We start from the raw sequence: 20,277 nt of genomic DNA, 5'->3' as shown, positions 1-20,277 counted from the left end.
GGTCGACCATGGGCGGATGTCGCTCAGCACGTACGAAGTCGATCTTTTCGAGAGCACCAGGGGCCGTCTGGAGGCGATCGCCTACCGACTGCTGGGATCGACCGGCGACGCCGAGGACGCGGTCCAGGAAGCGTTTCTGCGGTGGCAGGCCGCCGACCGGGACCATATCGAGACCCCCGAGGCGTGGCTGACGAAGGTGCTCACCAACCTGTGCCTCAACCAGCTCACCTCGGCGCGGGCCAGGCGCGAGACCTATGTCGGCCAATGGCTGCCCGAACCCGTCTTCGCCGGGGACCGGATGCTCGGCCCGGCCGATACCGTCGAGCAGCGGGAATCGATATCGATCGCGATGCTCACGCTGATGGAACGGCTCTCACCCAAGGAACGCGTGGTGTACGTGCTGCGCGAGGCATTCGGATACGCGCACAACGAGATTGCCGAAATGCTCGATATCACCGAATCGAACTGCCAGCAGATCTATCGGCGCGCCAAACAGCATCTGGCCACCGACCGGACTCGTGTGCAGGTCGACGAGGCCGCTGCCCGCAAGATCGTCGAGGAGTTCCTCGCCGCGGCGGTCAGCGGCCGAACCGAGACACTGATCGGTCTGCTGACCGATGACGCGATCAGCATCGGCGACGGCGGCGACTTCTTCCCGACGCTCAACCGGCCCCTCGTCGGTGCGCAGCGCGTCGTACGGTTCCTGCGTCTGGCCATCAAGCCGACCGAGGGCAAGCGCAACATGCTCGGCGGCCGCCCCGCCATATTTTCCGCGGTCGTCAATGGCGGGCCCGCGCTGGTGGTTGTGGTCGGTGACCGGGTCGTCGGCATCGTGTGCCTCGAGCTGACCCGCGACGGCATCGCCGCCATCCACGCCCAGGTCAACCCCGAAAAGCTCGCGCGCGCCACCCGACGATGGGCGAGTTCGGAACACGGAGCACCCATCATCGAATCCTGGTGACCCACATCACAGTCCACTCCTGTCAGCATTCGCGGCGCTGTCCGGTTCAGGTAGCGAACCCATCCAGACAGGAGCAAGACCATGAAGCACCGCATCGTCGTCCTCGGAGCCGGATACGCCGGAGCCATCACCGCCGGACGCCTCGCCAAGCGGCTGCACCGCGACGACGTCGAGATCACCCTGGTCAATGCCGACCCCGACTTCGTCGAACGCGTGCGTATGCACCAGCTCGCCAGCGGGCAGGATCTGCCTGCCCGCCCGCTGGGTGAGATCTTTGCTGGCACCGGTGTGCAGGTCCGGATCGCGCGGGTCACCGCGGTCGATGTGGACTGCAAGAGCGTCGACCTGACCGGCGAGACGCTCGGCTACGACACCCTCGTCTATGCCCTCGGCAGCACCATCGCCGACTACGCCATTCCCGGCGTCGCCGCGCACACCTACAACGTCGCCGGGAAGCAGGCCGCGCTGCGGCTGCGGGCACGCCTGAACGAGTTGCGGCCCGGCGAGACCGTGCTGATCGTGGGCGGCGGCCTGACCAGCATCGAAGTGGCCGCCGAGATCGCCGAGGCACGCCCCGACCTCGACGTCGCGATCGCCGCGCGCGGCGGTGTCGGCGACTGGCTCGACGAGAAGGCCCAGCGCTATCTGCGCGGAGCATTCCAGCGGCTCGGCATCACCGTCCACGAGCACGCCGATGTCACACGCGTCGCGGCGAACGGTGTGCTCACCGGTACGGGCACCACGATCCCGGCCCAAATGACCGTGTGGACAGCGGGTTTCACCGTGCACCCGATCGCGGCCGCCACCACCCTGGCGGTGTCGGACACCGGCCGGATCGTTGTCGACGCCACCCTGCGCTCGGTCTCCCACCCCGATGTGTACGCCGTCGGCGACGCCGCGCACGCCGAAGGGGTCGGCGGTAAACCACTGCGGATGGGCTGCGCCACCGCAACCCCGATGGCATGGCAGGGCGCCGACGCCATCGCCGCGCGCCTGACCGGCCGCAAGGTTCCCGACGCCCCGATCGGCTACGCCAGCCAGTGCATCAGCCTCGGACGCCGCGATGGCATCGTCCAAAAGGTGACACCCGCCGACCAGCCCACCTCCACAGTGATCACGGGCCGGATGGGTGCCCGCATCAAGGAGCTCATCTGCGCGTCCACGGCCTGGAGCATCGCGCACCCGACCATGCTGGTGCCCAGCCGTCGCCGCCACCTCGTGGTTACCGGTGACGTGGCGGCGCAGTTCGTCACCCGGTGAACCGGCGGTCTGAACACGGTCGGAGCCGCCGAGTCGCATGATCGCGGCCGGTGGCTTCGGCGAGGCGGACGGTGACCTCGCCACCGAGCACCCGCACCGCGGTACCACAGGGCTTCATTCCCGGGATCTACGGCCGGTGCTCGAGCATCCGAAGCTGTTGTGGCGCAGGGAAATCGAGCTTCCAGCCAGGCAGATCCAGGAATCTCTGCAGTTGGTGCTCGTACATGCGGGCTGGTGCGCCCCGAGGGCAAATGCGGCCGTCGGGCCGCACCGACCCGCTCACTTGACCGGAGCGCCGAACCACCTGGGCAGCTGGCCGATCAGATCCTGCTGATCGTCACCAACCCACGCCACATGCCCATCCGGCCGCAGCAGCACCGCGGGCACCTGCAGTTCCTCGCTCACATCGATGATGTGGTCGACCCGATCCGCCCAACCTTGCACCGAGAGCTGGCCCGTCTGGTCGAGCAGCAGTCCGCGACCGCCGCGCATCAGCTCGTAGAGGCGTCCCCGACTCAGCTTCACATCCCGCAGCCGCCGACCCAGCAATTCGTGCCCCGCACCGAAGTCGTAGCGGACCCCGATCGCAGTGATCTGCTCGAGCAGATACCGGTTCACCTCATCGAAGTCCATCAGTTTCGCCACCAGTCGGCGCACTGCCTGGGCCCCCGGCTCGAGCGATATCAGCTCGGCCTGCGCGCGGGTGTTCTCGAGTACGTCGGCGGCCACCGGACGCCGTTCGGTCTCGTAGCTGTCCAGCAGCCCCTCCGGCGCCCAGCCCGCGACCTCGGCGGCCAGCTTCCAGCCGAGATTGAACGCGTCCTGCACGCCGAGGTTGAGGCCCTGGCCGCCCATCGGCGGGTGGATGTGCGCCGCGTCCCCGGCCAGCAGCACCCGGCCGACCCGGTAATGCTCGGCCAGGCGAGTGGCATCACCGAAGCGTGAGAGCCAGCGCGGCGAGTGCGCGCCGAAGTCGGTGCCCGCGAGCTCCCGGAACTGATGCTTCAACTCCTCCAAAGTCGGTGGGACCCTGGGATTCTCGGCCACACCCGCGGCGGGCGCGCCGATACGGTACACGCCGTCGCCGAGGGGCACGGCGCCGAACCGCAGCTGGGTCTTGCGGACTTCGGCCACCACGGCGTCGATCTCCTCCGGCGCCGCGGTCAACTCCACCTCACCCAGCAGCGTCTCGACTCTGGTCGGCTCACCGGGGAACTCGACGCCGAGCAGCTTGCGCACCGTACTGCGGCCGCCATCGCAGCCGACGAGATAACGCGAGCGCAACCGCGTGCCGTCGGCCAGCTCGACGCTCACCCCGTCATCGTCCTGGCTCGAGCCGACCACTTCGCAGCTGCGGCGGATTTCGACGCCGAGTTCGGTGGCATGCTCGATCAGCAGGCGCTCGGTGACGGGCTGCGGAATAGAGAGCACGAACGGATAGGTGGTCTCCAACCCCTCCGGCCGGGGTTTCTTGATTCCGGCGAAGAAGCCACCGAGCGGGTACTGCTTCCCGAGCGCGAGGACCTTGTCCAACAGACCACGCTGATCCATCAATTCGACGGTGCGCGCGTGGATGCCGAGCGCGCGCACCACCTTGGTCGGCTCCGCATCCTTCTCCACTACCAGCGCGTCCACGCCGCGCATGCGCAGCTCACTGGCCAGCATCACCCCGGTCGGGCCGCCGCCCGCCACGATCACATCAATCACGAAAACCCCTCACTCGATTTGCCCTTCGACCCAGTCACTGCGCGCCCTACCGCAACCGGCGGTTCTCGCGAGCCACCGACGCACTCATTTCCGCAGGTACCGGCTTCGGCAGGAGATTCTGCAGCACGACCGGGGCCTTGCCGCAAGCCCCTGGGTGCGGTATACGTTGAAAGGGATAGGGCGCAAGCACCGACCCCGCCGATCGCAAGCGACGCCAATGACAGGACTGGGGAAGGTCGGGCGGTCCGCATCGGCTCCGACATGCTGTGCTGGCGCCGCTGATGCTCACGGTGTGGTGGCGTCCATCCGCAGGGCGACGCGCCCCATGTTGCGTCGTTCTTCGATCGACGCGATGGCCTCGTCGAGGTGCTCGACCGCGAACACCGTGTGATGCGGCCGGATTACACCGTCTGCCAGCAACTTCCACAGCTGGGACCGATACGACTCGATCAACTCCGGCTGTGTTCGGGTCAGCAGTCCCATCGAGAAGCCGGTGACCGTCTTCAGGTCCGCGAGCAGGCTGCCGACCTCGACCGAGCCGCCACCGGCGCTGTAGACCACCAGCCGGCCCCGCGGAGCCAATGCCTCGACCGCTCGGGGCACCAGCGCGCCGCCGACACCGTCCACGATCACGTCGAACCGCTCGTCCCATGGATCGTTGTACGTCACCACGGCGTCCGCACCACACTCCCGTACGAACCCGGCCTTGTCCGCTACGCCGACCGCACCGACCACACGCTCGGCGCCGAGTGCCCGTGCGATCTGCACCGCCAGGTGACCGGATCCACTGGCGGCGGCGGTGATGAGCATCGACTGCCCTGCGATGAGGCCACCCGAATGCACAGCGCCCATCGCCACCAGGCCACCGCGGACCACCGCGAGACCGTCGGCGGCATCGACGTCGGCGGACAGTTCGGTGACCAGGGCCGGTGCGGCGAGGACATACTCGGCGTAGACACCTTCGAACACGAGACCGCCGACCCGCTTGCCCAGCCACGTACCGGGGACGTCCGGGCCGATATCGACCACTGTGCCCACCATCTCACCGCCTGGTTCGGATGCGTTGCCCGCCCGCAGCATCCGCACCAGGCCGAGGTGGACTCCGACCAATTGTGTGCGCACCAGCAGTTGGCCGGGCCCAGGCTCCGGGCGCTGGACCTCGACTGGTTCCGGACGGCCGGAGAAACGAAACTTGCGCACTGAGCACGCCTTTCGGGGGTTGATGCCGGAACACCTCCGGCGAGAACTGGCTATCGGTCGGCAGGCGGAGATGCCGCCCGGCCTGGGGCGACATCTCCGCCTGCTCTTGCTCGCGGCCCTCACCGAGGGGCGCTCAACAGCTGTTTCGGGGCAGCATCTCACCCTTCCTTCGAAAATCTTACAACGGACGTAAGATTATGATGAAGGTAAGTCATATGTCAATCGGAAATTTACTATGGTGGTATGTTCTGATAGTGAGTACCGAGACCCTCGGCCTGCGAGAGAGCAAGAAGCGCGAGACCCGGCAGGCGATCTCCGATCACGCGACACGGTTGTTCATCGAGCGCGGATTCGAGGCGACGACCATCGCCGAGATCGCCGCGATAGCACGGGTCGCCAAGAAGACCGTGACGAACTACTTTCCGCGCAAAGAGGATCTGGCGCTGGACATCCATCAGGACTTCGTCTCTTCGCTGGCCGACATTGTGGCCGCCCGCACGCCAGGCGAGTCGGCACTGTCCGCCCTGCGCCGCGAATTCATCTCCGCAGCACAGCGTTTCGATGCACTGGCCGGATTCTCCGGACCCGATTTCTGCCGCATGATCGCTGACAGCCCGACACTGGTCGCCCGGCTGCGGGAGCTCCACGAACTGCGCGAGAAGGCGCTCGCCGACGTGCTACCCGGCAACGACATCACCCGCCGCGCCGCCGCCGCCCAATTCGGTGCCGCCCACCGTCTGCTGTTCCAGCGCATCCAGGAACTCACACTCCGCGGGCACTCGCGCAAACGCATCGTGGCCACCGTGATCGACGAGATAAACCAGGTTTTCGATCTGCTCGAGCCCGCCCTCGGCGACTACGCGATCGCCTGACGAACTACGTCACCTGTCTTGTGCTCCTGGGCGAGGCCCAACGCGGCAGCACGCACCTGCCCAGCTACGTGTACTCCTGGCTCGGCCGCGCTGCGCGAACTCGACAACACGATCGCCGCGCACGAGCTGGGCTGATCAGTTGTCCTCGCCGGATGCATCGGGGTCGCGCAGTGGCCGGTGCGTGCCGCCGAGGTCGGGCAGGTGGAAGGCGTAGTGGCCATCGATGCCGATATGGGTGCGGATGAACGCCGAGAACGGCTGCGCGTCCTCATCGCGCACCGGATAGCCGTGCGCGCGTAGCTATTCCAGAGCGCGGTTGGCGTAAAACGTATTCCACAGAACCGTGCAGTTGAGCACCAGCTCCAGCGCGGAGAGCTGATCTTCCATGCCCTCGTAGTAGGTGCGGGTCATCTCGCCCTTCCGGATCGGGCGGATCTGCCTCCCGGCTCGTCGCGACTCTGTACCTATCAGTATGTACACTCGCGTGGTGAGCACCAGGGAACGCCTCATCGAAAGCGCCCGCGCGCTGCTGTGGGAACGGGGTTATGTCGGAACCAGCCCGAAAACCATTCAGCAGCATGCCGAGGCCGGTCAGGGCAGCATGTACCACCACTTCGCCGGTAAACAGGATCTGGCACTCGCGGCCATTCGCCGTACCGCGGAGGAGATCCGGACCGGTGTCGACGCGCAACTGTCGGTACCCGGGACGGCCGTCGAACGCATCACCGCCTACCTCCGTCGCGAGCGCGATGTTCTGCGCGGTTGTCCGATCGGCAGATTGACCCAAGACCCCGAGGTGATTGCCGATCCCGCACTGCGGGCGCCGGTCGAGGAGACCTTCACCTGGCTGCGCGCCCGTCTCGCGGAAGTCATCCAGGAGGGCCTGGACGGCGGCGAATTGGCGCCATCCCTCGACCCGACCGCCACCGCGTGCGCGATCGTCGCCACCATGCAGGGCGGATATGTCCTGGCCCGCGCGGACGGCACCAGTGAGGCCTTCGACCAGGCGATCGCGGGCATCCTCGCACTCCTTGCCGCACACACCATCCGGTAACCCAACAGTCAGGAATTCACCCGTGCGCATATCTCGCACACTTGCCACCAGTTCTGCTCCGCCCCAATGGATTACCGGTGACGCGTGGATCGATACGGTCGCCGCGCCCGAAGGCCGACAGCGAACCCACATCGACAGCGTCCGCTTCGCACCCGGCGCGCGCACCGTGTGGCACCGTCACCCCCTCGGTCAAGTACTCATCGTCACCGAGGGTGTCGGGCTCGTCCAACGCCGCGGTGGACCGGTCGAAACCATACGCACCGGCGATACCGTGCACATCGCCGCCGACGAATGGCATTGGCACGGAGCCACATCCACCACCGCGCTGACCCATCTGGCAGTCGAAGAGCTGCCAGATGACGGCACCGAACCCGAAGCAGGCGCCCCGGTCACCGATGCGGAATACGCCGCCGTGTCCGCGGCCGTCGATGCCTCGCCGATCACCCGCTCGATTCTGCTCGACCAGCCACTACCCGAACCGCTGCCCACCCACCGGGTCGAGATCCGGCGAATCACCATCGCCCCCAACCATGCTGGTGGATTGCACATCCACAACGGCCCGGTCTTCGGCAGCATCGAATCCGGTTCGGTGATCTACCAGATCGACGGCCGACCAGAGTCCGTGCTCAGCCCAGGTGATGTGTTCTACGAACCCGAAGGCGTGCGCATCGCCCGCTTCGACGCCGAGAGCGAAGGGGTGACATTCCTCGGATACTTCCTGCTCGAAGCCGAGCAGACACCCGAGATCGAATTCCCTGAGAACTAGCCGCATCGAATGCAGCTGCCCTGCGCGGAGGGTCCGCTGCACGCCTCCCGTTCGTTTCGAACGTCTCGACCCAAGCGGGTCGCGTTCAGCATGTTTGACGGCTGCGGCTGGAGTGTCGTGTCGGATCCCGGTCGCTTCATGTTGTCCGCCGAGTGACATGACACCCGTCAGTCGGTATGGGGGAGATCGAGAGTGTCGAACCGGTACGTGGACCAGATGCGGCGCGAGCGTTCCTCGGGGTAGGGCTGGGTGGTCGGCACAGCGTTGTAGACGCGGGTGGATCGCGTGTGCGAATCATAGGGTGGCCAGCCCGGATCGCCTGTGGTCGCGAAGGTTACCCAGTCGGTGCGCATGCGGTGCGAGACGCGGGTGATCTCGTTCGCGGCGCTAGGGTGGGCGAATCGGTGGGCGCGTACTTCATCGGGGGCGAGGGTGCCGAAGACGAGCAGGAAGTCCAAGCAGTGCGAGGCGCCTTGCTCGGAGTTGAAGCTCCAGCCGAGTTCATAGAGCCACACAGGTCCGCCGCCGGTGTATGTGGCGTCGGCGAGGTGCAGGCCGGGCATCCGGAACAGCCAGTCGGAGTTGAGGAGTTCGTAGCGTCGCGCGGGTGTGGTGTCCGGGTAGGTGGTGCGGTAGAGCTCTTTCCCATCTGTGCCGGGTGCAAGGTGGTCGAATGCCGCGGCCACCCGCGCCTCGGTCGGCTCGTTGCCGGGGCGGGAAGTGTAGAGCCGGAATTCGTCACGGGTGTGGCCGATGAGCAGGTCGATGTCGCGCGCGGCACCGGCCGCGAGCGCACGCCACGGTGCGCATGGCAGGACGTCGCCGTCGACGACGGGTGAGAACGGTGTGGGCGTGAGCGCCATGGGTCCCCAGGATTCGACGAAATCCGGCATCTTCTCGATCACCACATCCGTCGCGTCGGTCAATGCGCGCGGTGCGATCCCGGCCAGCTCATCGATGGTGGCTCGCACGCCGCGTTGCGCGGCGATCGTCGTGGAGATCGCGGCGGCGAGCCGTTCGGAGAAGTAGGTACCCGGCATGCTCTGAACTATCGCGCGTCGAAAAAGTCCGTCCGCCAACGGCATAACCAATAGCGCCGCGATGCACGCCCCACCGGCGGACTGGCCGAATACGGTGACGTTGTTTGGATCGCCGCCGAATGCGCCGATATGTCCTGGACCCAGCGCAGCGCGGCGATCTGGTCGAGAATGCCTCGATTACCGGGGGCTCCAGTGATGTGGGCGAAACCGTCGACGCCGACGCGGTAGTTCATGCTGACCAGCACCACACCGGCCCGAGCCAGCGTCGCACCGTTCTGGTGCGGGTTGGCGCAATTGTTCTCCAGGTAGGTGCCGCCCTGGATCCACACCATCACCGGCAGCCTCCCGGCACCGAGGTCGGGTGACCACAGGTTGAGCGTCAAACAGTCGGCGGAACCGTCATCGACATTGCCCGACACCGACGACATCACCGAACCGGTATGGGCGCCTTGGGGAACCGGTGGACCGAACCGCAGCGCGTCACGAATGCCATCCCACCGCCGCACCGGAACAGGAGCGCCGAACCGGCGTGCGCCCACCGGTGGCTCGGCGTAGGGGATACCTCGGAAGACCGCGACGTCGTTCTCCCGGCTGCCACGCACAACTCCCGCAGCCGTACGGATTTCAGGTTCGATATTCACACGGGTACCCGCTTCCCTCGATAGGTGATCCGCTGCGTGGGTCGTCAGGTCCTCGACGAGCGCGGTAGCCACTCCTCGCTCGACCCCACCGGCGGCCATGAACACAGCGCAAAGCCATCAGTCTGCACCAGCGGTCGTGGATTCCATTGGCTCTGAACAACATTCGGCATCCGACACGCCTCGGACCGGGCATCGCAGGCCATATTTCCGACGATCGCCGACGGCGAACCGATACTCGATCGGCGCGAGTCCCGCAGTGCGCAGAACCTAGGGCAGAACTTGTCCTAACCGCGTCCTAGAGTGATTGTCATGAGCACAGAGATCACCCCCTTCCGGATCGACGTCCCCCAAGAGCAGCTCGACGACTTGAATCGGCGACTGGACGCCACCCGCTGGACCGACTCGGATCCGAAAGCCGGGTGGTCGCAGGGCATCCCGCTCGACTACACCAGGGAACTCGCCGAATACTGGCGTAACACCTACGATTGGCGCTCCCAGGAGGCACGGCTCAACACCTTCCCGCAGTTCCATACCGAGATCGACGGCCACAACGTGCATTTCATCCACGTCCGCTCGGCCGAACCCGACGCGTTGCCGCTGATACTCACGCACGGATGGCCCGGATCGATCGTGGAATTCCTCGACGTGATCGGACCGCTGACCGACCCGGTGGCGCACGGCGGCAACGCGGAGGACGCGTTCCATGTCGTCGTGCCGACCATCCCAGGGTTCGGGTTTTCCGGCCCCGCGGTCGGCTGGTCAACCGCGCGGGCCGCGCGGGCATGGGCGGAACTGATGCGCCGCCTCGGCTACGACCGCTACGCCGCACACGGTGAAGACACCGGTGCCGCGATCTCCCGACAGCTGGCCGTTATCGACGCCGAGCATGTCGTCGCCGTGCATCTGACGATGATCGCCTCCGCCACCGTCACCGCCGAGACCGCCGACCCCGACAACCCGGCCGAACAGCGTGCCGTCGAACTGGCTCGCCGCGCCCAATACGAACTCGGCGCATACGCGATGCTGCAAGCCAGTCGCCCGCAAACGCTGTCCTACGCGCTCGCCGATTCACCGGTGGGCCAATTGGCTTGGATCGTCGAACGATTCAAGGACTGGACCGACTCCACCGACGCACCCGAGGACGCCGTCGACCGGGACGCGATGCTGACCAACGTCATGATCTACTGGCTCAACGCCACCGCGGGCTCGTCGGCGCGCTACTACTACGAAGGCGCCGCCACCTGGGGAATGCCGGAACCCGAGACCGGTGTGCCGGTCGCCGTGGCAGTCATGCCGCACGACCTCGGTATCCCGGTCCGCCGCATCGCCGAACGAAACCACAACATCGTGCGCTGGACCGAATTCGAGCGCGGCGGCCACTTCGCCGCCATGGAAGAACCCGACCTCATCGTCGGCGACCTGCGCGCCACGTTCGGTGAATACCGCAAATAGACACCCGATCTCGACGATCCACGGCGGACGCCTGTCTCGGTCACATGCCTCGACAGGTGTTCTCCGGTCGGCCAGATCACCGGAGGCGCCGTCAAGGGCGACACAGCGATCGCCGATCACACTCGTTGGCGGGGTCGGTCGAGGATGACATTGCGGGTCTGGGTGCCGGGGTCGGTGAATGCCAGCAACGCGTGAGCTTCTTCAGTGATAGCGGCCGCATCGTGTGTGGTGAATGGCCGGTCATAGGGGCGGATGGTGATTGTCGCGGATCCGGTGTTTCGGCTGATCGTCCAGTCGCCTGCGGTGAATCCGTCGACGAGCAGGATCTGCGGAGTGGGGCGCTGAGTACGGTAACCCTGCCTGCCGTACTCGTCGGTGATCACGCGGGTGCGGTCCGCGTGTGAGAGCAAAACGTTGTCGAAGTCGTACAGAAACCTCGGCGGCGCCGGGGTGTCGGGGTCCGGGCGTGCGGCGTCGGGTAGGTCGAACAGCTCCTGGCCGTGCTGATCCTGAAAGATCATCAAGCCCTGCTGCATTCGGTCGACAACCTCGCGCAACCTGGTCAGGCCGGACCACATCTGCATATCCTTCACACTGGCCGGGCCGAAGGCGGCCAGGTAGCGCAGGATCATGTGCTCGAGCGAAGCAGTGATCGTCTGGTCCGCGCCGAGCCACGCGTCGGCGGTGGTGTGAGCGATCGGCCCGCTGCGGCCCCAGACACCGCGTGGTGGCACCTGTACCAAAGGCACCTGGTTGCGGATGGCGTAGACCAGTGAGGCGGGTGCGCGGTCGGGCCAACGTTGGCCGAGCAACGCGCCGAGCTGCTTGTTGGTCAACGGTTTCGGGGCGAGTAACTCGATACCGTCGGCGATCAGTTTCGCCATATCGATGCCCTCGATGGGCTTGCCATGTGTGTGGTTGCGGTAGAGGTCACGATCCAATACCGGTTGGATCAGTGGACGCAGCGCACGTGCGTCGTCCGGGGTGACCAGGTGAATCGTCGAGCGAATCAAAGCAATTCGAATCAATTTGCGGTCGGTGAGCAGACCGGCAGCCTGCTCGGGGACGAAATCCGCCAGTCGTGACCACAATCCGACGTACCAGGTGTGCGGGGTCTGGGCTTGCAGCCCGACCAACTGCTCCACCGCGTCGATGACGGACAACTCGGAGCGGCGCAACAGCAACTGCCGATCGAGAGTGGCACGATTGAGCGCCCGACGACTGAGCACTTGCCTCATCAGCAGGACCTTTCGACAGAACAGTGGGTTTGGTGGCGCCAGCGCGACGCCACCTCGGACGATCATTGGGTGCTGATCACTTCAGTTCGCCGAAGAATCGGCAGATGTCGGCGATCACCAGGTCGGGCGCGTCCTGGGTCGCCCAGCGGCTGCCCCGGTCGAACTCGTTCCGGTCCGGACCTTTCCCTCGGTCTCTGGAGCCAGCTCGCCGGACCAGCGAGCGGCGCGTCAGCTGATCCTGTAAATCGTCGAGGTCCGCCTGCGGGACATCGATACGGAAGGGCGTGATCGCGGTGGTCTTGAACGTCATGCCCTGAACCGTAAGAGAGCTTTAGGAAGACTTCATTCCTAAAGAGGAAGCCGTCGCGGTCACCGTCGGCCTGCGTACCGCCGCTGGACGCGGCATCGCCGGAGTCGAGGAGACCGCACTGCGGGCTCTTGGCAAGCTCGAACAAGTGCTGCCGAATCGATTGCGGCGCAGGGTTAATGCGTTGCAGGCATATACCGTCGTAGGCCCTGGCCAACCGCTATCTGCGTGCCATCGCAGGCGCTACGCGAACTAACACCCCGACCACCGAAGGCTGACGCCGACGGGCTCGGTACATGGTCGCGATGAACGCGACTTCGAACATCGACAGCGGCGACGGGTTTGAGGCCGCCCTCGTCCACGCGCGCCGACCGACGGCGCTCGGGCTCGATGGCGAGCGGACAGCTCAGCTCCGCAGCGGGCCTTGGGGGGGGGTACCCAGTTTTCACTGGTTCCGTTGCTTTTTCGTTTCGTATGCACAAACCAAACGAAAACGTAACTCCTGCGGACGAATCGCGAGAACCCAAGAAGGCCTGACCGCCGATAAGGTTCACTTATCGGAGGTCAGGATAAGCGGGGTTGCGGGTGAAGATCTTGCGGCGACACGTATTTCGTTTCGTGTGAATACGTTGGATTCGACGAAACAAACGCTACGATTCTGCGGGTGTCCAACGTTTGCAACTACCCTGGCTGCGCTCGACCGATTACGCGTGGGGGCGGGCCGGGGCGGCCCTCGGAATACTGTGATCACCCGGAGCACACCCGGTGGCGCGCTTGGCGGGAACGGCAACGGCAGCAACAGGAGTCGCAGACACCGGCGGCTGCTGTCACTGTGACGCAACAAGGTCCGGCGACGATGGCTCGGTTGCGCGCCGATGAATTGCTCACCCAATTCCGTGGACTGGCCGATCAATTGGGAAACACGCTGAACGCGGCGGTCGCCGAGCTGTCCACGCTGGCCGATCCCGCAATCGCCGAGGCGCAGATGCAGGCCGTGCAAGCGGATGCGGCACGGCGTATCGCGGAGGCCGAGGTCGCGACGGTGGCCGCGGACCAGGCGCGACGCGAAGCGGAGGAGGCACGCGCGGCCGCGGAATCGGCCGCCGACGATGCGGCCAATGCGGCCGAACATGCGGAATCACTGGTCGCCGAGGCGGATACGGCGCGGTCGGATGCGTTGCGTGAGGTCGAGCGGGTGACCAAACAGGCCGCCGAGGATGTCTTCGCGGCGCGCAGCGAGGCCGATGCCGAGATCCGCGCCATCCGTCGCGAAGCCGCCGACGATGTGGAACGCGCGCGGCAGGAGGCCACCGAGGATGTGGAGTTGGCGCGGCGCAAGGCGGCGACGGAGATCGAACAGATCCGGCGCGAGTCCGCCCAGCAGATCACCGCGGCCGGTGCCGAACGCGATCTGGCGGTGCAGCGCGCGGCCGATGCCGAACGCGCCATCGAACGCGCCGAACAGGCCGTGGCCGAACGCAATCAGGCCGTAGCAGAGGCGCGCGCGGAATTGAACCGACTGCGCGAGGAACTTGATCGCACGCGCAGCGAACTCGTCGAAGTGCGCCGCACGGCAAGTACCGAGGTCACGGCGGTGCGAGCCGAATCGGCGGCCGCACTCGAGCGGGCACGCCGCGAAGCCGCCGAACGCCTGGCCGCACTCGACGACGCCCGCGCCCAAACCCTTGCCCGGGCCGAACGCGCCGAACGCCAACTCGACCATCTGGTCGCCGAATCCCGCCAGACCCGAGCACAACGGGCGTCCGAACCTCAGGAAGGCCTTCGCGATAACCGCTGAAATGGCGATCGAGCGACCGGCCATGGTGTCACGGCTCGAATCACCCGGAGTTGCCGTACACGAATCACGCAGTCGAATAGGGTGTTTGGGCCTCGGCGCCGCCGGAATCCGCTTCCCCGTCCAGGGGTCGCCGTACTATCGGCCGAAAATCGGGCGGAGTCGGTCGACTCATGGGAAGAAACGCTGATCAAACGGCGAAGACCCATGCCACAGAGCTATCACATTCCCCGCGCGATTCAGGCCTCATGGGACTGATGCACGAGTCCCGTTCTTGCGCTGGTTGGCATTGAAGCGCGCCTTCTTCTGACGATTCCCGCACGTGTTCATGTCACACCATTTGCGGGTGCGACTTTGGCTGGTGTCGAAGAAGGCGGCTCGGCAGGTTGGCGATGCGCACAAGGCCAATTTTCCGTCTCGTTCGCCTGCGATGATGCTGATCGCGTCGGCGGCGATTACGCCCAGGGCGTCTTCTAAGCAGGAGGGCGAGCTGAGTCGCCATTGCCGATTGCCCTCGGGCGTCAGGATAGCCGCCGCCCGACCCTGAATGCTGCGGTCATTGATGACTTGGACAGCAGACGCGGGGAGAGCGTCGTGGAGCGCGGCCGCCGTCGCGGCGGCGTGAATTGATTCCCGCAGTTCCCGAGCGAGTTCGAGCTGGGCGGTGGTGCAGGAGTCCACGGCGAGGCCGCTCACTGCCAGCCAGTCGACGAGCCGCTGCGGCGTGGGAATGCGCTCCACAGCGTCGCCACGGCGCTCCGTCAGAGTCGCCGTGAAGCTGGTCGCTAGCACACTACCGAGACGAAAGTCAGGAAACCCAGCAGGCATGGAACCACCTTAGCTGGTTGCCGACTGACGCGGAAGCATGGTAGAACCGTCTTAGACGGTTCACGATCGGTTCAAGCCGGTTCCACGATGACCAGGAGGTCTCATGCCCCGTCCAACCAGCGACGTGCAAGCATTCGAAGCCCACGCAACTGACGCTGACCTCGACGATCTGCGCGCGAGACTGGCCGCCGCGCGGCTACCGGAAGCCGAGACGGTCTATCGCGACGCGCCCGACCCTCGCCGATGGGAACAAGGTGTTCCTCTCGCGGACCTCGTCGATGTCGTGAACTACTGGCGCACCGGGTACAACTGGCGGTCGTTCGAAGCACGCCTCAACCGGATCGGTCAGTTCCGCACGACCATTGATGATCTGGGAATCCACTTCCTGCACCGCCGATCCGCGCGCGCAGATGCCACCCCACTGATCTTGACGCACGGCTGGCCGGGCAGCATTGCCGAATTCATCGATGTAGTAGACGAGCTGGCAGATCCGAAAGATCCAGACGCGCCAGCGTTCCACGTCGTTGTTCCATCACTGCCAGGCTTCGGTTACAGCGACAAGCCCACAACCACCGGGTGGGGCACCGAAAAGATCGCGGCCGCATGGGTGGAACTGATGGGAAGGCTCGGCTACAGCACGTTCGCAGCCCACGGCGGCGACTGGGGAGGCAATATCACCACGGTGCTCGGCGGCAGGTTCCCGGAGCACGTTCTCGGCATCCACACATTGTTCGCCGAGGCACCGCCCGGATTGCCAACGGACGGGCTGACGGCTGCCGAGCACGAATGGACCGAGGAAACCCGCGATTTCTGGCGCCACCGCGCGGCGTACGCGAAGCAGCAGGCGACCCGACCACAGACCATCGGCTACTCGCTCGTCGACTCACCGGTCGGGCTTCTTGCCTGGATCCTCGACAAGTTCGCCGAGTGGAGCGATACCGAAGACAGCCCGTTCGAGACGATTTCCAGAGACAGAGTTCTCGACGACGTCACCCTGTATTGGCTGACGCGGACCGGCGCATCGGCGGCCCGCATTTACTACGAAAGCCACAACTCGCTCGACCCAGAACTTCGGGTCGACGTCCCGTCAGCAATCACTATGTATCCCCGCGACATCGAGAAGTATCCGCGCCCCTGGGCGCAGCAGCGGTACCGAAAGATCGTCCGATGGAACTCGCCCGAAACCGGTGGGCATTTCCCGTCGCTGGAGGTTCCCGAGTACTTCGTCAAGGACTTGCGAGAAGGTCTCGCGGCAGTGCTGGCCGCTGATCGGTGAACGCGGCTGGATGCAAGGATAGGGTGTCCCATGGCTGTTATTCACCGTACGACCATGTCGCCGAGCAAGCTCGAACTGCTCACCGCCTGGTTGCCGACCCGGCCGTGGTTTCGCGACAGCGGGCGGGCACCGCAGCTGAGCAAGGCCGGAGGCTTCCGGCTCGACGATCCGGCCGGTGCGGTCGGCATCGAATTCGTGCTGGTGACCGATAGCGCTGGACCGGAACCGATCACCTACCACGTGCCGCTGACCTACCGCGGCACACCACTCGACGGTGCGGAGGACGCACTCGTGGGCACATCGATACACGGTGTGCTCGGACAGCGCTGGATCTACGACGCTACCCGCGATCCTGTGGCGGTCGCTCAGATCGTCGCGCTGCTGGCCGGGCAGGCACAGCCGCAAGCACAGAGTGCGAGTGACACCCCGGATCCCTCCGTAGTCGTCTCGACCGGCGAAGTCACTTCCGCCGCAACGGGATTCGGCTCGGCTCTCGAAGCGCCGACCCACACCGATATAGCCGTGGGCAGTGGTCGAAACATTCGGGTCGAACGGATTTTACGGGCCGCCGCGCCGAACTCCACAGTGGCGTCCGATGAATCGGCGACCGACGGCCCGCACCCCGATACACCGGCTGAGATACCGAGTTCCGGTGTGACACTGGCGAACTCCGAATCTGGCGACAGTCGGCGCTCCGACGAACCGATTCCGGTCCAGCCGGACTCCGCCCGAGTCACCATGCCATGGCAGGACGTCACTGGTTCCACCGTCCGCAGTGCGGTCCTGGCGATCAACGCATGACCGAGCAGCGGTGGTGGTCCTGGACGGCCCTACGTCCTCGGCTACTCCTCGGATTCGGGCTGCTCGCGTTCGCGGCCACCGCCCTCGGCGTCGTCGATATGACGCGCACGGCGGGCGACCGGGCGGCCTACCGACGCGAAGCACATGCGCTGAATCCCGCCCGTGTCATCGGTACCGACGTTCACGGGGGAATGACGCAGGCGGCGACCTACCGACTCGAGATCGACACCGGCATCGAGCGGTACCTCGACTTCCCCGCCGACAACACCATCCTCGCCGGTGCGACACCCGGGTCAGCTGTCGAACTCGAGTCCTGGCGCGATGATGTGGTTGCGGTGCGCTGGAACGACATTCGCGCCGAAACCGTCGACTCGCCGACGGTGGCTTTCGGCACCGCGATCGGCGCGTCGCTCATCGGGTTCGGCTGTGCGCTGCTCGGCATCGGTGGTTGGCTGGTCGAGCGGAACCGTCGAGCGTGGCGGCCGACGGTCGAGGCTGCGCTGGTCGCTGCGCTCTGCGAGGGGTTCGTGATGATCGTCGCCGGCTGGCTGCTTATGCGAGACCCGTTGGGCGAGAACCTGCTAGCCCGACACCTGCCGCTCACGCTCGTGTTCGGGACGGTCCTCGCCTGCGGGGTCGGGGCACTCGCGCACACCCGCAATTCACCGCGACACGCTGAGTCGGCGTAGAAATATCGCGACCCGAAAGCAAACAATCGGTTATCCGCATGATCGGGCCATACTATGGAGCTATGCCCGAAAACGAGAGTGCGGGTCGTGGGGGTTCGCTTGCCGACGGCGCGCGGTTGGCAGTATTGGTCGCAGGTATCGGCTCCGTGGTTCTCGGAGTGCTGATCGCCGTGTGGCCGGACAAGACCGAGCCGATGGCGGAGTTGTTGTTCGGCCTCTATCTACTCTTGAGCGCTGCGATACAGCTGATCATCGCGATGGGTGCCCGGTTGGGGGCAGCGCTGCGGATGTTCGTATTATTCAGCGGCGTCGTCTCGGTGGCGTTGGCCGTGATGGCGTTCCACAGCGCGGATTCGATCCTGCTGCTCGCGGTGTGGCTCGGCCTGGGCTGGGCCGTGCGCGGGATCGCGCAGGCGACCGTTGCGGTCTGGGCCGACGGATTGCCCGAGGGTGGCTGGCAAGAGATATTCGGGCTGCTGACCATGATGGTGGGATTCATCATGATCGCCCTACCGTTCGACTCGCTGAACGTACTCGGCATGGCGGCCGGTGGCTGCGCGATCGTGATCGGCATGCTGGAAATTCTCACCGTCGCGCGCGGACACGGTGCGGTCGACCCGGTCGCGCCGACCGCGCGCATCCCGGCGGCGCCGAACTGAACTGGCGCACACCCGAGTTGGCTTCGATCACGCTGGCGCGATGATCACGAGACGGGTTAACTGTCGGTCATGGCACGCACCGATAGTGGTTCGGAACTGATCGTCGTCACCCACGGTGCCCGGGCGGGTATCGATCCCGATGTGGTGCGCGAGAGTCTCGCGGCGCAATCGCGACTGGTCGAACTGCTGCCGGAAGGCGGTGCGCCGGTACGTATCTTCGGGCCACCCAATCGGCTGCCACAGCGGATCGCGGGCACCGCTCGAGAGGATGTGGGTGCGGAATATCTGAATTATTTCGCGGTGCGCGGAGTCAGGGACGAACTCGACGCAGTCGCGGACCGATTGCGTGCCGATGACGCGGTCGAAGCGGCCTATGTGAAACCGCCCGCGGAACCGCCGATCGCGCCACCGGTCGTACTGGCCGATATCGCGGCCCGTCGGCTGGCAGAGGCACCACCCGTCACCCCTAATTTCGAAGCCCGGCAGGGTTATCTGGACGCCGCGCCGCAAGGTGTGAACGCACGCTGGGCCTGGACCCAACCCGGTGGTCGCGGCGCGGGCGTGCGCATCGTGGACGTGGAGGGCGCGTGGCGATTCACCCACGAAGACCTGCTGGCGAACCAGGGTGGTGTGATCGGCGGTGCGCCGTCGACGGATGCGGGCTGGCGCAATCACGGCACGGCGGTGGCGGGGGAGATCAGCGGTGATGCGAACACCTTCGGTATCACCGGGATTGCCGCCGATGCCGCCATCCGCGCGGTCTCGGTATTCGACGCCGGGTCCGCGGCCGCCATCCGAACCGCTGCCGACGCGCTCAGCGCAGGCGACATCATCCTGCTCGAACTGCACCGGCCCGGACCGCGCCACAACTTCCAAAACCGTGAAGACCAAGCCGGATACATCGCGATCGAATGGTGGCCCGACGACTGGGCCGCGATCCGCTACGCGGTCGGACGCGGCGTCATCGTGGTCGGCGCCGCAGGTAACGGTTCCGAAGACCTCGACAGCGCCCTATACGACACCCGACCAGCGGAATTCCCGACCTCGTGGCGCAACCCGTTCCGCGGCGGCGCCGCCGACTCCGGAGCCATCCTGGTCGGCGCGGGCGCCCCACCACCCGGATTCCACGGCCGCGACCACGGACCAACCCGCTCGCGACTCGCCTTCTCCAACTACGGCTCCCGTGTCGACGCACAGGGCTGGGGACTCGAGGTCACCACCACCGGTTACGGTGACCTGCAGGGCGGCACCGACGAAGACTACTGGTACACAGACACTTTCAGCGGAACCTCCAGCGCATCACCGATCGTCGTCGGCTCCATAGCCAGCTACCAAGGGTTGGCCGCCGCGGCCACCGGACGCAAAACACCAACCGAGGTACGGGCGCGACTCCGCGCAACCGGTTCCCCCCAAGTCGACGGCCCCGGCCGCCCCGCGACCCAGCGGATCGGCAACCTGCCCGACATCCAGGCCCTGATCGCACCGTAAGGACGGTTCTCGCCGGTTTGTCCGGGACCGGCGTGAGCCGTCGACGCCTTCGCCGAGTGCGGCTACAGAAATGTGCTCAAACGCGAAAACTGCTGCGGCGCAGTAAGTGCTGGTTCCGCGACGTCGGCCTCATGCGGCTTGCCTGACTACGCTTGTGGCAATCGGCGCGGCGACCGCAGCGGAGTTCGAAGGGGTCGCGACCTCGGTCGCACCGGCGCCGGATCGGGCAGCTTCACCGTCGCG

The 20,277-nt window shown here is 66.0% G+C and carries 19 protein-coding genes and 2 pseudogenes; 13 read left to right on the top strand and 8 right to left on the bottom strand.

The window, feature by feature from the left end:
• Positions 1-16 precede the first annotated feature (16 nt).
• A complete protein-coding gene (gene sigJ / locus NA5_RS04640; RefSeq protein WP_062982191.1) occupies positions 17-961 on the top strand; it encodes an RNA polymerase sigma factor SigJ in 945 nt (314 codons plus the stop codon).
• A gap of 81 nt (positions 962-1,042) precedes the next feature.
• A complete protein-coding gene (locus NA5_RS04635) occupies positions 1,043-2,221 on the top strand; it encodes an NAD(P)/FAD-dependent oxidoreductase (protein ID WP_062982189.1) in 1,179 nt (392 codons plus the stop codon).
• 279 nt (positions 2,222-2,500) lie between these two features.
• Here the strand turns inward: NA5_RS04635 and rox are convergent, their stop codons facing one another.
• Together rox and NA5_RS04625 are read right to left on the bottom strand one after the other, a co-directional pair.
• Positions 2,501-3,928, bottom strand: coding sequence for a rifampin monooxygenase (gene rox / locus NA5_RS04630; RefSeq protein ID WP_062982187.1), 1,428 nt, complete (start codon positions 3,926-3,928; stop codon positions 2,501-2,503).
• A gap of 285 nt (positions 3,929-4,213) precedes the next feature.
• Positions 4,214-5,128 (bottom strand): quinone oxidoreductase family protein, encoded by a 915-nt coding sequence (locus NA5_RS04625; protein ID WP_062982186.1) that lies wholly within the window; start codon positions 5,126-5,128, stop codon positions 4,214-4,216.
• A 254-nt stretch (positions 5,129-5,382) separates the two neighbouring features.
• On the opposite strand from NA5_RS04625, the gene NA5_RS04620 reads away from it, so the two are divergent.
• Positions 5,383-6,000, top strand: coding sequence for a TetR/AcrR family transcriptional regulator (locus NA5_RS04620; protein WP_245672091.1), 618 nt, complete (start codon positions 5,383-5,385; stop codon positions 5,998-6,000).
• 135 nt (positions 6,001-6,135) lie between these two features.
• On the opposite strand, the gene NA5_RS43110 is transcribed toward NA5_RS04620, so the two are convergent.
• Positions 6,136-6,279: a hypothetical protein gene (locus NA5_RS43110; RefSeq protein ID WP_245672090.1), complete on the bottom strand. Its 144-nt coding sequence runs from the start codon at positions 6,277-6,279 to the stop codon at positions 6,136-6,138.
• A 21-nt stretch (positions 6,280-6,300) separates the two neighbouring features.
• On the bottom strand, positions 6,301-6,510 hold the full coding sequence (locus NA5_RS43105) for a Tn3 family transposase (protein WP_371856368.1): 210 nt from the start codon (positions 6,508-6,510) through the stop codon (positions 6,301-6,303).
• Here NA5_RS43105 and NA5_RS04610 point away from each other — a divergent pair.
• Positions 6,488-7,054, top strand: coding sequence for a TetR/AcrR family transcriptional regulator (locus tag NA5_RS04610; protein WP_062982182.1), 567 nt, complete (start codon positions 6,488-6,490; stop codon positions 7,052-7,054). The genes NA5_RS43105 and NA5_RS04610 overlap by 23 nt on opposite strands.
• A gap of 22 nt (positions 7,055-7,076) precedes the next feature.
• Complete coding sequence (locus NA5_RS04605) at positions 7,077-7,820, top strand: (R)-mandelonitrile lyase (protein WP_062982180.1); 744 nt, start codon at positions 7,077-7,079, stop codon at positions 7,818-7,820.
• A gap of 167 nt (positions 7,821-7,987) precedes the next feature.
• Here the strand turns inward: NA5_RS04605 and NA5_RS04600 are convergent.
• Positions 7,988-9,600, bottom strand: a pseudogene (locus NA5_RS04600) (carboxylesterase/lipase family protein).
• 210 nt (positions 9,601-9,810) lie between these two features.
• Here NA5_RS04600 and NA5_RS04595 point away from each other — a divergent pair.
• Complete coding sequence (locus NA5_RS04595) at positions 9,811-10,953, top strand: epoxide hydrolase family protein (RefSeq protein ID WP_062982178.1); 1,143 nt, start codon at positions 9,811-9,813, stop codon at positions 10,951-10,953.
• Between the two features lie 116 nt (positions 10,954-11,069).
• On the opposite strand, the gene NA5_RS04590 is transcribed toward NA5_RS04595, so the two are convergent.
• A complete protein-coding gene (locus NA5_RS04590) occupies positions 11,070-12,191 on the bottom strand; it encodes a winged helix DNA-binding domain-containing protein (protein ID WP_062982422.1) in 1,122 nt (373 codons plus the stop codon).
• A gap of 76 nt (positions 12,192-12,267) precedes the next feature.
• Complete coding sequence (locus NA5_RS04585) at positions 12,268-12,501, bottom strand: hypothetical protein (protein ID WP_062982176.1); 234 nt, start codon at positions 12,499-12,501, stop codon at positions 12,268-12,270.
• Positions 12,502-12,544: 43 nt separating this feature from the next.
• Here NA5_RS04585 and NA5_RS42065 point away from each other — a divergent pair.
• Positions 12,545-12,700: pseudogene (locus NA5_RS42065) on the top strand (DNA-binding transcriptional regulator); the annotation flags it as partial.
• Between the two features lie 654 nt (positions 12,701-13,354).
• Positions 13,355-14,296 (top strand): coiled-coil domain-containing protein, encoded by a 942-nt coding sequence (locus NA5_RS04580; RefSeq protein ID WP_245672089.1) that lies wholly within the window; start codon positions 13,355-13,357, stop codon positions 14,294-14,296.
• A 243-nt stretch (positions 14,297-14,539) separates the two neighbouring features.
• On the opposite strand, the gene NA5_RS04575 is transcribed toward NA5_RS04580, so the two are convergent.
• Positions 14,540-15,121: a CGNR zinc finger domain-containing protein gene (locus NA5_RS04575; RefSeq protein WP_062982171.1), complete on the bottom strand. Its 582-nt coding sequence runs from the start codon at positions 15,119-15,121 to the stop codon at positions 14,540-14,542.
• 103 nt (positions 15,122-15,224) lie between these two features.
• On the opposite strand from NA5_RS04575, the gene NA5_RS04570 reads away from it, so the two are divergent.
• The 5 genes from NA5_RS04570 (at position 15,225) to NA5_RS04550 (ending at position 20,034) form a co-directional block, all read left to right on the top strand.
• Positions 15,225-16,397, top strand: coding sequence for an epoxide hydrolase family protein (locus tag NA5_RS04570; RefSeq protein ID WP_062982169.1), 1,173 nt, complete (start codon positions 15,225-15,227; stop codon positions 16,395-16,397).
• Positions 16,398-16,451: 54 nt separating this feature from the next.
• Positions 16,452-17,198, top strand: a complete 747-nt coding sequence (locus tag NA5_RS41175; protein ID WP_245672088.1) for a maltokinase N-terminal cap-like domain-containing protein — start codon at positions 16,452-16,454, stop codon at positions 17,196-17,198.
• Positions 17,195-17,887, top strand: a complete 693-nt coding sequence (locus NA5_RS04560) for a hypothetical protein (protein ID WP_062982165.1) — start codon at positions 17,195-17,197, stop codon at positions 17,885-17,887. The genes NA5_RS41175 and NA5_RS04560 overlap by 4 nt, the downstream gene beginning before the upstream one ends.
• Positions 17,888-17,949: 62 nt before the next feature.
• Positions 17,950-18,546 (top strand): DUF308 domain-containing protein, encoded by a 597-nt coding sequence (locus NA5_RS04555; protein WP_062982163.1) that lies wholly within the window; start codon positions 17,950-17,952, stop codon positions 18,544-18,546.
• Between the two features lie 69 nt (positions 18,547-18,615).
• The gene (locus NA5_RS04550; protein WP_062982161.1) at positions 18,616-20,034 is read left to right on the top strand and encodes a S8 family serine peptidase; all 1,419 of its coding nucleotides are present in this window, start codon (positions 18,616-18,618) and stop codon (positions 20,032-20,034) included.
• Positions 20,035-20,277 lie beyond the last annotated feature (243 nt).

Origin of the sequence: Nocardia anaemiae NBRC 100462, assembly GCF_001612725.1 — a bacterium.
Classification (GTDB): domain Bacteria; phylum Actinomycetota; class Actinomycetes; order Mycobacteriales; family Mycobacteriaceae; genus Nocardia; species Nocardia anaemiae.
This window is presented reverse-complemented; position numbering and strand designations above follow the sequence as displayed.

What these genes read in the sequence shown, in the direction of transcription:
- NA5_RS04555 (WP_062982163.1), top strand. Translation starts at nt 17,950, where the DNA reads ATGCCCGAAAACGAGAGTGCGGGTCGTGGGGGTTCGCTTGCCGACGGC.
- sigJ (WP_062982191.1), top strand. Translation starts at nt 17, where the DNA reads ATGTCGCTCAGCACGTACGAAGTCGATCTTTTCGAGAGCACCAGGGGC.
- NA5_RS04590 (WP_062982422.1), bottom strand. Translation starts at nt 12,191, where the DNA reads ATGAGGCAAGTGCTCAGTCGTCGGGCGCTCAATCGTGCCACTCTCGAT.
- NA5_RS04550 (WP_062982161.1), top strand. Translation starts at nt 18,616, where the DNA reads ATGGCACGCACCGATAGTGGTTCGGAACTGATCGTCGTCACCCACGGT.
- NA5_RS04560 (WP_062982165.1), top strand. Translation starts at nt 17,195, where the DNA reads ATGACCGAGCAGCGGTGGTGGTCCTGGACGGCCCTACGTCCTCGGCTA.
- NA5_RS04570 (WP_062982169.1), top strand. Translation starts at nt 15,225, where the DNA reads ATGCCCCGTCCAACCAGCGACGTGCAAGCATTCGAAGCCCACGCAACT.
- NA5_RS04580 (WP_245672089.1), top strand. Translation starts at nt 13,355, where the DNA reads ATGGCTCGGTTGCGCGCCGATGAATTGCTCACCCAATTCCGTGGACTG.
- NA5_RS04635 (WP_062982189.1), top strand. Translation starts at nt 1,043, where the DNA reads ATGAAGCACCGCATCGTCGTCCTCGGAGCCGGATACGCCGGAGCCATC.
- NA5_RS41175 (WP_245672088.1), top strand. Translation starts at nt 16,452, where the DNA reads ATGTCGCCGAGCAAGCTCGAACTGCTCACCGCCTGGTTGCCGACCCGG.
- NA5_RS43105 (WP_371856368.1), bottom strand. Translation starts at nt 6,510, where the DNA reads ATGAGGCGTTCCCTGGTGCTCACCACGCGAGTGTACATACTGATAGGT.
- NA5_RS04575 (WP_062982171.1), bottom strand. Translation starts at nt 15,121, where the DNA reads ATGCCTGCTGGGTTTCCTGACTTTCGTCTCGGTAGTGTGCTAGCGACC.
- NA5_RS04585 (WP_062982176.1), bottom strand. Translation starts at nt 12,501, where the DNA reads ATGACGTTCAAGACCACCGCGATCACGCCCTTCCGTATCGATGTCCCG.
- NA5_RS04595 (WP_062982178.1), top strand. Translation starts at nt 9,811, where the DNA reads ATGAGCACAGAGATCACCCCCTTCCGGATCGACGTCCCCCAAGAGCAG.